Origin of the sequence: Propionicimonas sp., assembly GCF_047606205.1 — a bacterium.
Lineage (GTDB): Bacteria > Actinomycetota > Actinomycetes > Propionibacteriales > Propionibacteriaceae > Propionicimonas.
This window is the reverse complement of sequence record NZ_JASGES010000244.1, coordinates 1-11,404: the sequence shown is the minus strand read 5'-3', so window position 1 is coordinate 11,404 and position 11,404 is coordinate 1. Positions and strand designations below refer to the sequence as shown.

Here is an 11,404-nt window from a genome sequence, read left to right as displayed (position 1 = left end):
GTTGGGGACGGTTCTCAATTCGGTCCACGGCAGAAGGTGGACCGTGTAGAGAACCGTCCCCAACACGGTCCAGGCCTCGGCAGTCGCGGGCGCGTCCGCCGCGGGTCGCCGGAGGCCTCCGCCTATCCTTGACGCGATGAGGACCGGGAATCATGGCACGCGCCACGCGTAGTCCACGCAGCAACAGCACCGGTCCGGGACGAACCCCGAGGCGATCCCGGACGGGGACGCGCGCGTCCAGCTCGTCCACCCCCGCCGAGCCGGTCACCGACCCCACGCCCGCCGCGGTTCCGGTGTGGCGCCGTGGGCTGCACCTGACCCGGCGCGCCCTGGTGATGGTGATCGTCGTCGTCGTGCTGGCCATCTCGTTCGGCAGCTCGCTGCGGATCTACCTCACCCAGCAGCACGACCTCGCGGTCGCCGAACAGGACATCCGCGACCGCTCCGCGCAGATCGCGGACCTGCAGTCCGAACTGGCTCGCTGGGACGACCCCGACTACGTGAAGGCGCAGGCGCGCGAACGCCTCGGCTGGGTGATGCCCGGCGAGACCGGCTACCGGGTGGTCGACGAGGACGGCAATCCGCTCGGCGGCGGGGCCGTGATCACCTCCGAGCAGACCCTCCCCTCCGGAGAGCACGACCCGGTCTGGTGGGACCGGTTGTGGGGCTCGGTGCAGACCGCCGACGCGCCGACCCGCAAGGTGACCACCCCCTGACGCACTCGCCGGCCGCTCGAGGGTGAGGCGAGGTGGCCTCGGCGGGCGTAGCTGGACTCCGGCGGGGCGGGCCTCTCGACCCAGGCGCGGACGGGCCGCCGCGGCGGTCCGTGCCAGAATGGCGGCCGTGCGTGAGCCGATGACCCCTACCGACGAGGCGACGATCGCCACCCAGCTCGGACGGACGCCGCGCGGGGTGGCGGCCGTGGCGTGGCGGTGCGCGGACGGGCACCCCGGTGTGGTCGTGACCGAGCCCCGGCTGCCGGACGGCTCCCCGTTCCCCACCACCTACTACCTCACCTGCCCCGCGCTCACTTCGGCGACGTCGACGCTGGAGGCGTCCGGCCTGATGGCGGAGATGACCAGCCGGCTGGCCGCGGACGCGGGCCTGGCCGCGGCGTACCGCCGCGCGCACGAGGCATACCTCGCCGACCGCGCGCAGCTCGGCACGGTGCCGGAGATCGAGGGGGTCAGCGCCGGCGGCATGCCGACGCGGGTGAAGTGCCTGCACGTCCTGCTCGCCCATGCCCTGGCCGCCGGGCCGGGGGTGAACCCGCTGGGCGACGAGGTCGTCGCGCTGCTGCAGGCCGACCAGCCCTGTCTGGCCCGCCGTGGCTGAGCTCTTCGCGGCCGTCGACTGCGGCACGAACTCCGTGCGTGTGCTGGTCTGCCGCCGCGACGGCGGGCGCACCGTCGAGGTCGACCGGCGCCTCCAGCTGACCCGTCTCGGCCAGGGTGTGGACGCCACAGGACGCTTCCGCCCCGATGCCCTGGCTCGCACCCTCGACGCCATGGCCGACTTCGGGGCGGAGCTGGACCGGCTCGGCGTCCCGACCTCCCACCGCAGGGTCGTGGCCACCTCGGCGGCGAGGGACGCGGCCAACTCCGCAGAGTTCTTCGCCGGGGCCCGCGCCCGGCTCGGCGTGGACGCCGACGTCATCCCCGGCGAGGAGGAGGCGCGGCTCTCCTTCGCCGGGGCGACCTCCGGTCTACCGGGCACCGCCCAGCCGGTTCTGGTGATGGACATCGGCGGCGGCTCCACCGAACTCGTCCTGGGCAGCGACGGCGTCTGTTCCCGCGCGGTCTCCCTCGACGTCGGAGCCGTCCGCCTGCGGGAGCGGTTTCTCCACTCCGATCCGCCTGGGCCGGCGGAGATCGCGGCCGCCCGCGCACAGGTGGACGCGCTGCTGGACGGCAGTGGCATCGACTTCGACCTGGTCGCGACGTGGGTCGGCGTCGGCGGCACGGCGACCAGCCTGTCCGCGCTCGCCCAGCACCTGCCGACCTACGACCGGGCCCGCGTGCACGGCTCCGTGCTCGCCCGCGGCGACCTGGCGGGGCTCACCGCCGGCCTGCTCGCGATGCCGGTGGCAGCCGTCGCGGCCCTCCCGACCATGGTGCCCGGCAGGGCGGACGTGATCTGCGCGGGGGCCCTGGTCTGCGCAGCCGTTGCCGACCGCACCGGTTGCGACCTGGTGGTCAGCGAGGCTGACATCCTGGACGGGATCATCCTCCAGCTCACCTGAGCCGGGCCGAGGGCGGCGCCGGGCCACGGAGTTGTGAGCGTTTCGCCCGCGACCCCCTGTGATCGATCACATCTGGTCTTCGGCGGCGAACGTGGTGGACACTATGCTGCAGACGCCCGAACCCGTCCCGCGCCCGTGGCGCGAGCCGACAGGAAGGGCACGACGTGCGAACGAGGAGGTCTTGCGTGGTGGGGACGGCCGACGCCGGACCGCCGTCGCCGGCGCCGGTGGTGGAGATGACCGGCATCTCGGTCAGTTTCCCCGGCGTGAAGGCGCTCGACGCCGTCGACTTCCGGCTGTTGCCCGGCGAGGTGCACTCGCTGATGGGGGAGAACGGGGCGGGCAAGTCCACCCTGATCAAGGCGCTCACCGGGGTGTACGGCGTGGACGCCGGGGTGATCCGTCTGGACGGGCGGCAGGTCTCCTTCACCAACACGGCCCAGGCGCAGGCCGCCGGCATCAGCACGGTGTACCAGGAGGTGAACCTGCTGGGGAACCTGACGGTCGCGGAGAATGTCCTGCTCGGGCGGGAGCCGCGCCGGCTCGGCTTCATCGATCGGCGGGCGATGGAGCGCAGGGCTGCGGAGGTGCTGGCCGGCCTGAGCCTCGACATCGACACCGGCTCGCCGCTGGACTCCCACTCGCTGGCCGTTCAGCAGTTGGTGGCCATCGCCCGCGCCACCGACGTCCAGGCCAAGGTGCTGATCCTTGACGAGCCGACCTCGAGCCTGGACGCCGAGGAGGTCGCGGAACTGTTCCGCGTGATCCGCTCGCTGAAGGAGCGCGGGGTGGCGATCCTGTTCGTCAGCCACTTCCTCGACCAGGTCTACGAGATCAGCGATCGGATCACCGTGCTCCGCAACGGGTCGCTGGTGGGCGAGTACCTCACCGACGAACTGCTCCGGATCGACCTGGTCCAGGCGATGATCGGCAAGGAGCTCACCGCCCTCGACGACCTGGAGAGCCGGGTCCACTCCGAGGGCACGCAGGGCGCGGTCGAGCCCGCCTCGGCCGTCCTGCTCTCTGCCGAGGCCCTCGCCCGGCGGGGCGCGCTCGAGCCGATGGACCTCGAGATCCGGGCCGGTGAGGTGGTCGGGCTGGCCGGCCTGTTGGGATCGGGGCGGACCGAGATCGCCCGCCTGATCGGCGGCGTGGACCGCTCCGACACCGGCCGGCTGAGCATGGACGGGGACGTCCTGCGCCTGCGCACCCCGAAGCAGGCGATCCGGCACCGGATCGTCTACTCCTCGGAGAACCGCCGGGCCGAGGGCATCGTCGACGAGTTCACCGTGCGGGAGAACATCGTCCTGGCGCTGCAGGCCGACCGCGGCTGGTTCCGTCCGCTGTCGCGCCGGCGGCTGGACGAGCTCGCCGCGAGCTACATCGAGGCCCTGAATATCAGGACCCCCGGCCCCGGCGCCCGCGTCCGCGATCTCTCCGGCGGCAACCAGCAGAAGGTGCTGCTGGCCCGCTGGCTCGCGGTCGCGCCCCGGTTGCTGATCCTGGACGAACCCACCCGCGGCATCGACATCGGAGCCAAGGCGGAGATCCAGAAGCTCGTCTACAGCCTCGCCGAGAACGGGATGAGCGTGCTGTACATCTCTGCGGAGCTCGAGGAGGTGTTGCGGGTCAGCAATCGGATCGTGGTCCTGCGCGACCGCAAGAAGGTGGCGGACCTCCCCAACGACGGCATCGCGCTGGACCATCTGCTGGCCCTCATCGCCGAGGGATCCGCCGAGCGCGACTCGGGCGTGTCGGGCACCGGGGACCAGGCGGGACCCGCCTAGCCGTGCGGATACCATCAGGCTCGGCGGCTGCCCGGCGGGGGCATCGTCCGGAACGGCAGGCACAGTGACCACGGAGGAAGAGCGCGCCAAGACGGCCACGATCTTCGACGTCGCCCGTCTTGCCGGGGTGTCCCACCAGACGGTCTCCCGCGTCCTGAACGACCTGCCCAACGTCCGCGCCGCCACCAGGGAGCGGGTCGAACGAGCGATCCGGCAGCTGCACTACGTCCCCTCTCCCGCAGCCCGCGCCCTGGTCACCCGGAGGTCCCGGACGATCGGCCTGATCACGACCGGGGTCGCGGAGTTCGGGTCCTCGACCACCGCGGTGTACTTCAACGAGGCCGCGCGCGACGAGCGCTACGCCGTGATCATGGCGAGCTTGATGCAGGTCAACGCCGCCACGCTGAGGCAGGCCGCAGAGACCCTGGTGCGCCAGAACGTGGAGGCGATCGTGCTGATCACCTCGAACCGCTCGACGCTGGGCCTGCTGCAGGCGATGGACCTGGGCGTGCCGTTCCTTGCCGTCGTGTCGCAGGGCAGCGGGCTGCACCGGGTCTCGCTCGACCAGTACGCCGGGGCGCGGCGTGCCGTCCGTCACCTGATCGAGCTGGGGCACACGCAGATTCGCCATGTCTGCGGGCCGACCGACTCCATGGATGCGCTGGAGCGCATCCGGGGCTGGCGGGACGCGCTGGGCGAGAGCGGGCTGGTGGCCCACGAGCCGGTGCCGGGCGACTGGTCGGCGGCCAGCGGGTACGCGGCGGGCCGGACGCTGGGGGCCGAGGAGTTCACGGCGGTGTTCTGCGGCAACGACCAGATGGCGCTCGGGCTGATGCATGCCCTGGCCGAGTCGGGACGCGCGGTGCCTGCGGATGTGAGCGTGATCGGTTTCGACGACATTCCCGAGGCCGCCCACTTCTCGCCGCCGCTGACCACGATGCACCAGGACTTCGCACAGCTCGGGCGGGACGCCCTGACCCTGATGCTCGGCGTTCTTGCCGACGAGGACGCACCGAACCCGCTGCTGCGGGTGCCGGAGCTGGTGGTGCGGGCCAGCACCGCCGCGCCCCGCCGCTGAGCCGGTGGCCGGCCGGAAGGTCTCGGATTGATAACGACTGCCGGGGCCGGCTTGTGCCCTAAGTCATGTGATCGCTAACATTGTGATCGCTAACACAGCCCGGCGCACCAGGGAGCAGGGGTTCCTCGGGGTCGGCAGAAGTCTCAAGGAGGAGGCCATTTCTATGAGGGTTACCACGACGGTCCGGGGGCTGTTGGCATTGGCCAGCGCCGGACTCCTCGCGCTTTCGCTGACCGCGTGCGGCGGTGGTTCGACCACCGGTGGCACCAGCGCTGGCACGACCGAGGGCAGCGCCGCTGCCACGCTCACCACTGTCGGCTTCGTGGCTGTCGGCCCCGAGGGCGACTGGCGCAAGGCCAACGAGCAGAACATGCAGGACACGTTCAGCAAGGACGCCGGGTTCGACCTGAAGTACGCCCCGGCCACCAACCTGGACCAGAAGTCCCAGATCGACGCCTTCACGTCGTTCGTCGACTCCGGCGTCGACATCATCCTGCTCTCGGCCACCGAGGGCTCGGGATGGGAGGACTCGCTGAAGAAGGCGCAGGAGGCCGAGATCCCGGTCATCCTGATCGACCGCGGCATCGAGCCCGACGACACCAGCCTCTACGTCACCCGGATCGCGCCGAACAATGTCAACGTCGCCAAGAGCGTGGCGGAGTGGGCGGTCAAGGACATGCCGAAGGGCGGCAACTACATCGTCCTCGAGGGCCCCGCCGGCGTCGGCGTCGTCAACGAGCGCAACCAGGGCTTCGACTCGGTGTTCAGCTCGCAGTCCCAGTGGAAGAAGGTTGGCGCCCAGACCGCCAACTGGAAGACCGACGAGGGCAAGAGCGTCACCGAGACGCTGCTCAAGGCCAACAAGAATGACATCCAGTTCATCTTCGCCCAGAACGACGAGATGGGCCTCGGTGCGATCCAGGCGGTCCAGGAAGCCGGGCTGACCCCGGGCAAGGACGTCAAGATCGCGACCATCGACGGCACCAAGAACGCCGTCCAGGCGCTGGCCGACGGCAAGCTCAGCTTCGTCGCCGAGTACAACCCGCTGTTCGGGGAGACCGCGCTCGATGCGGTCAAGAAGACCCTTGCCGGCGAGAAGCTCGACTCCTACATCGAGGTTCCGAGCACGACCTTCGACTCGCCCGAGGCGGCCAAGGCCGCGCTCCCCAACCGCAAGTACTGACCGAGTAGACACCTCGCCGGCCGAGGTTGGCGCGGGGTCTGTCCGGATCCCGCGCCAACCGCCGGATGCGTGCTGCGCACCCGGGTGACCTGCGACGAGGCAGGAAGGACCCATCGTGGAGCAACCGACGCCGATCGTGGAGATGGAGGGCATCTCCGTCGAGTTTCCCGGTGTCAAGGCCCTGGACAATGTCGACTTCCGGCTCTTCCCCGGCGAGGTGCACTCGCTGATGGGGGAGAACGGTGCCGGCAAGTCCACCCTGATCAAGGCGCTCACCGGCGTCTACGGGATCGACGGGGGCCGGATTCTCATCGACGGAAGGCCGACCCGCTTCTCCGGAACCGCCGACGCCGAGGCGGCCGGGATCTCGACGGTGTACCAGGAGGTCAACCTGTGCACCAACCTCACCATCGGTGAGAACACCATGCTGGGTCACGAGATCCGTTCCCCGATCGGGATCAACTGGAAGGCGACCAACGACGCCGCGGTGAAGATCCTGGCCAGGTTCGGCCTCGACCACCTCGACCCGAGGCGCCGGCTGTCCAGCATCTCGCTGGCGCTGCAGCAGCTGGTCGCCATCGGGCGCTCCATGGTGACCCAGACCAGGGTGCTGATCCTCGACGAGCCGACCTCCAGTCTGGACGCCCACGAGGTCGAGGGCCTGTTCGCCGTGATCCGGCAGCTCCGGGACGAGGGGGTGGCCATCCTGTTCGTCTCGCACTTCCTCGACCAGATCTATGAGATCAGCGACCGCCTCACGGTGCTGCGCAACGGGCAGTACGTCGGGGAGTACCTGACCAGGGAGCTCGACCGGGCCGCTCTGATCTCGAAGATGATCGGCAAGGACCTCGGGACGCTGGAGTCGCTCGCCTCCCAGCGTGAGGCCGTCCAGACCAGCGCAGCACCGGTGCTGGCGGCGCGTGGCCTGGCCAAGGCGGGTTCGATCAAGCCCATCGACGTGGAACTGCGCCGGGGCGAGGTGATCGGCTTCGCCGGCCTGCTGGGATCGGGACGCACCGAGCTGGCCCGGCTGCTCTACGGCGCCGACCGGCGTGAGGCGGGGACGCTGGAGGTGGACGGGACGCAGGTGAACCTGCACAACCCGGCCGACGGCATCCGGCACCGGATCGCCTACTCCACGGAGAACCGCAGGGACGAGGGCATCATCGGCGACCTCACCGTGCGGGAGAACATGATCATCGCCGTCCAGGCCCGCCGGGGCTGGGCGAGGCCGCTGAGCCGACGCGAGTCGGACGAGATCGTCGACACCTACATCGAGGCGCTGAACGTCCGTCCCCCTGACCCCGACCGGCTGATCCGCAACCTGTCCGGCGGCAACCAGCAGAAGGTGCTGCTGGGACGCTGGCTCGCCACGAAGCCGGAGATCCTGATCCTGGACGAGCCGACCCGAGGGATCGACATCGGTGCCAAGGCGGAGATCCAGGAGGCGGTCTCCACGCTCGCCTCGGAGGGCGTGACCGTGGTGTTCATCTCCTCCGAACTCGACGAGGTGGTCCGGATCTGCGACCGGATCATCGTGCTGAAGGACCATGAGAAGATCGCGGAGATCGCCAATGGCCCAACGGTGAGCGCCCAGACGATCGTGGAGATCATCGCCAACCACACCTCGCAGGCCGAGCCCGACGGGAAGGAGAGCGCAGCGTGAGCGCTCCGCAGACCACGGCGAAGGGGCTGGCGTCCCGTCTCGTCCACACCCAGTTCTTCTGGGGCGTCCTTGTGATCGTGCTGCTGCTGGCGCTCGACCTGATCCGCGACCCCGGCTACCTGACGCTCTCGTTCAGCCCGGAGGCCGGCGGCCTGGTCGGCAACGTCATCGACATCATCAAGCTGTCCGCCCCGATCCTGATGATCTCGCTCGGCATGGTGTTCGTGATCGCGACCGCGGGCATCGACCTGTCGGTCGGATCGGTGATGGCGGTGGCCGGTGCGATCGCCCTGCAGTACCTCGCCTCCGTCCCCGACCCGAACTCGCCCGGATCGGTGTCGACCGCCGTTGGGCTGGGACTGGCCGCCGGTGTGGCGATCGGCCTGGTGAACGCGGTCCTGGTCTCCGTGGTCGGGCTGCAACCGTTCATCAGCACCCTGGTGATGATGATGGCCGGGCGCGGCCTCGCCAAGGTCATCACGGGCGGACAGAACACCTCCGTGCAGGCCAGCGACCTGTACCACTGGGTCGCCAACGGCTACGTGCTCGGCTTTCCCGTCGTGTTCGCCCTCGCCCTCGCCATCGTCGCGGTCGTCGCCGTGGTCGTCCGGCGCACCGCGCTGGGCATGATGATCGAGGCGATCGGCATCAACCCGAATGCCAGCCGGATGGCCGGCATCCAGCCACGCGGCCTGTTGATCACGGTCTACGCACTCTCCGGGCTGCTCGCGGCGGTCGCGGGGATCATGGCGACCTCGACGGTCAACACCATCGACGTGTCGAAGACGGGCTCCTCGATGGAGATGGACGCCATCCTCGCCGTCGTGGTGGGCGGGACGTCGCTGGCCGGCGGCAAATTCTCGATCGGGGGCACGGTGGTCGGTGGCCTGCTGATCGCCACCCTGAACAAGACGGTGCTCTTCCTCGGCATCCCGTCCGAGGCCACCCCGGTGTTCAAGGCGACGATCATCATCGTGATCTGCCTGCTGCAGTCGGCCCGGGTGCGGGCGCTGTTCCAGCGGCGGCGTCCACCCAGCCCGGTGACGGTGGCCGCCAGGGCCGAGGCGAAGGAGGCGGTGTCGGCATGAGCACGACGACGACAGCGAGGCCCGCGTCCGGGAGCCGAAGGGCGCGCCGGTTCAGCAGCGTCAACCTGCCGGCCGTGGCGGCCGTGGCGATCTTCGCCGGCATGCTCGTCTACGGCGAGGTGGCCTACGGGCGGATCCTGCAGTACTCGACGATCTCGAGCCTGTTCATCAACAACGCCCAACTGATCCTGATCGCCGTGGGTCTCACCTTCGTGATCATCACCGGTGGCATCGACCTGTCGGTGGGCGCGGTGATCGCACTGTCCGGAGTGAGTGGCGTGATGCTCGCCAATGCCGGCTGGAACCCGTTCGTCGTGGTGGTCGTGATGATCGGCATCGGCACGGTGAGCGGCCTCGCGTCCGGCGCGTTGATCGAGTTCTTCGGCGTCCAGCCGTTCATCGCGACCCTGTCGATGATGTTCCTCACCCGCGGGCTGGCCTCGATGCTGAGCACCGAGCCCCAGTCGCTGGCCGGTGACTCGCCGCTTCGGCTGATCAACACCTCGATCAAGCTCATCGACGGACCCAAGGTCAACGATCTGGTGATCACTCCGGGGGTGATCATCGCCCTGCTGGTGGTGGCGGTGGCCGCGTTCGTGCTGGCCAGGACCCGCACCGGCCGCACGATCTACGCGATCGGCGGCTCGGAGTCCTCCGCCCTGCTGATGGGCCTGCCGGTGCGCCGGACGAAGCTCCTGGTCTACGCGCTCAGTGGCACCCTGGCCGGACTCGCTTCGCTGGTGTACACGGCCCGGCTGGGCAGCGCGCAGAACATCACCGGGACCGGCTGGGAACTGGATGCCATCGCCGCGACAGTGATCGGCGGGACGCTGCTCACCGGCGGTGCCGGCTCGGTCCTCGGCACCCTGGTGGGCGCGCTGGTCCTGGGCATGATCACCGTGCTGATCACGCGCGACGGCGGCATTCCGCCGGCGGCGACCGCGATCATCACCGGCGGCATCCTGCTGGCTTTCGTGCTCCTCCAGCGGGCGGTGACAGCGCGTCGCAGGGAGTGACTCTCCGGCCCTGGTCGGTTCCACCCGGTCCAGCCGCGGTCGGGGACGCGTTCGCCGGGCGCGGCCGGCACGGGACCGGTGGCGACCGGTCTGCGGTCTCGGCGGCGGCGCGGTCCCCCCCTAGAATCGCGCCGGGGCCCCCATGGCCCAACTGGCAGAGGCAGGCGGCTTAAACCCGCCCAGGTATGGGTTCGAGTCCCATTGGGGGCACTCGAAAAGTGCCATTTCACTAGGATAAATACAGTGATGTAAGTCAGATGGCCACTTCTCGGGCCCTTATCGGGCCCTTAGGTGACCGAAGGATTCCTGCCATCTGGGACTCCTCAGCCGAGTCGGCGATGGATCGGCCGCACTGTCGGAATCGGCAGGAAGAGCCCTTCGAGGTCTTCGATGCGTACCCGGATGAGACGGCCGCCGAAGCGGGACGCCGGCAGGTGACCGTGGGCGATTCGACGCCTCAGCGTGTCGACGCTGACTCCGTACATGAGGGCCGCCTCCCAGCCTGAGACCGGCACCACCGCGCCGAATGTCACCAGCGGAATGAACGTCCTAGTCAGGGCCACCTCCCCCCAGCCTCCCCCGACAACCGTCGCACCGGCGTCCCGATCGGCCGCTACGGTGTAACCCGTAGTCGGCCCCACCTTCCCCCAACCTCCCCCCGAAGGGTCTTGCGAACGCTCGCGACCCAGTGGACAGGCATGGCATGGTGTCGCGTCTCCCGCCTTTCGTAGTACGATTGTCGGGTGTTGTTCTTCGAGTCGGCTGACCGTCACCAGGTGAGCCGGGAGGACATGCTGTCTGTGATCGAGAACGCCAGGACGGTGATCGTGCTGCGGGAGGAGCCTCAGAAGCTCGGGAGGAGCCTCAGAAGCTCGGGAGGAGCCTCAGAAGCTGCTGTACATCGGCTTCGACGCTAGCGGACGGCCCTGTGAGGTGATCACCGACACTTCGGCCAGCACCGGACGGGTCGCGGTGATTCATGCCGACGCCCTGACGCCCAGCTACTACGAGTTCTTGTGAGAGGAGATGTGATCATGACCGATACCGAGTTCAGCCCCGAAGAGCGGGCACAGTTCGAGCAGGCGGCCGCCGAGGCCGAGGCCGGCTACAGCCCGGAGTTCCTGCATTCGCGTCCCCGGCTGGGACGCCCACGCGAACTCGGCCACGAGGCCGGGGTGGTGATCCAGTTCCGGCTCGACCCCGAACGTGCTGCCCGCCTGGACGCCTACGCCGCCCGGGAACACAAGTCCCGTTCCCAGATCATCCGCGAAGCCCTCGACCAGCAGCTCGCCCACTGACCCCGCGTCTCCCCGCCGATTCAGCCACCTCCAGCGGCTCGACCCT

Annotated in this window: 11 protein-coding genes and 1 tRNA gene; 11 read left to right on the top strand and 1 reads right to left on the bottom strand. The window is 69.6% G+C overall.

Annotated features, from left to right (window positions below):
* The first annotated feature begins 152 nt into the window (after window positions 1-152).
* The 10 genes from QM633_RS15310 to QM633_RS15265 all read left to right on the top strand — a co-directional run bounded on the left by QM633_RS15310 (window position 153) and on the right by QM633_RS15265 (window position 10,270).
* Window positions 153-716, top strand: coding sequence for an FtsB family cell division protein (locus QM633_RS15310; protein ID WP_415154630.1), 564 nt, complete (start codon window positions 153-155; stop codon window positions 714-716).
* Between the two features lie 118 nt (window positions 717-834).
* Window positions 835-1,335 carry a DUF501 domain-containing protein gene (locus QM633_RS15305; RefSeq protein ID WP_415154629.1) on the top strand — a complete coding sequence of 167 codons (501 nt, stop codon included), beginning with the start codon at window positions 835-837 and terminating at the stop codon, window positions 1,333-1,335.
* Window positions 1,328-2,242, top strand: coding sequence for an exopolyphosphatase (locus tag QM633_RS15300; protein ID WP_415154628.1), 915 nt, complete (start codon window positions 1,328-1,330; stop codon window positions 2,240-2,242). Before QM633_RS15305 ends, QM633_RS15300 begins: the two co-directional genes overlap by 8 nt.
* A gap of 185 nt (window positions 2,243-2,427) precedes the next feature.
* Window positions 2,428-4,029, top strand: a complete 1,602-nt coding sequence (locus tag QM633_RS15295; RefSeq protein WP_415154627.1) for a sugar ABC transporter ATP-binding protein — start codon at window positions 2,428-2,430, stop codon at window positions 4,027-4,029.
* Between the two features lie 64 nt (window positions 4,030-4,093).
* Window positions 4,094-5,107, top strand: a complete 1,014-nt coding sequence (locus QM633_RS15290) for a LacI family DNA-binding transcriptional regulator (RefSeq protein WP_415154626.1) — start codon at window positions 4,094-4,096, stop codon at window positions 5,105-5,107.
* 163 nt (window positions 5,108-5,270) lie between these two features.
* The gene (locus tag QM633_RS15285) at window positions 5,271-6,290 is read left to right on the top strand and encodes an ABC transporter substrate-binding protein (protein WP_415154625.1); all 1,020 of its coding nucleotides are present in this window, start codon (window positions 5,271-5,273) and stop codon (window positions 6,288-6,290) included.
* 115 nt (window positions 6,291-6,405) lie between these two features.
* Window positions 6,406-7,956: a sugar ABC transporter ATP-binding protein gene (locus QM633_RS15280; protein ID WP_415154624.1), complete on the top strand. Its 1,551-nt coding sequence runs from the start codon at window positions 6,406-6,408 to the stop codon at window positions 7,954-7,956.
* On the top strand, window positions 7,953-9,044 hold the full coding sequence (locus QM633_RS15275) for an ABC transporter permease (RefSeq protein ID WP_415154623.1): 1,092 nt from the start codon (window positions 7,953-7,955) through the stop codon (window positions 9,042-9,044). Before QM633_RS15280 ends, QM633_RS15275 begins: the two co-directional genes overlap by 4 nt.
* Window positions 9,041-10,060, top strand: a complete 1,020-nt coding sequence (locus QM633_RS15270; protein WP_415154622.1) for an ABC transporter permease subunit — start codon at window positions 9,041-9,043, stop codon at window positions 10,058-10,060. Before QM633_RS15275 ends, QM633_RS15270 begins: the two co-directional genes overlap by 4 nt.
* Before the next feature lie 136 nt (window positions 10,061-10,196).
* Window positions 10,197-10,270, top strand: a tRNA-Leu gene (locus QM633_RS15265).
* 113 nt (window positions 10,271-10,383) lie between these two features.
* Here QM633_RS15265 and QM633_RS15260 read toward each other — a convergent pair.
* Entirely contained in the window at window positions 10,384-10,623 is a 240-nt protein-coding gene (locus tag QM633_RS15260) for a helix-turn-helix domain-containing protein (protein ID WP_415154621.1), read from the bottom strand.
* Window positions 10,624-11,094: 471 nt separating this feature from the next.
* Here QM633_RS15260 and QM633_RS15255 point away from each other — a divergent pair, with 471 nt between their 5' ends.
* Window positions 11,095-11,358 carry a ribbon-helix-helix protein, CopG family gene (locus QM633_RS15255; protein ID WP_415154620.1) on the top strand — a complete coding sequence of 88 codons (264 nt, stop codon included), beginning with the start codon at window positions 11,095-11,097 and terminating at the stop codon, window positions 11,356-11,358.
* Window positions 11,359-11,404 lie beyond the last annotated feature (46 nt).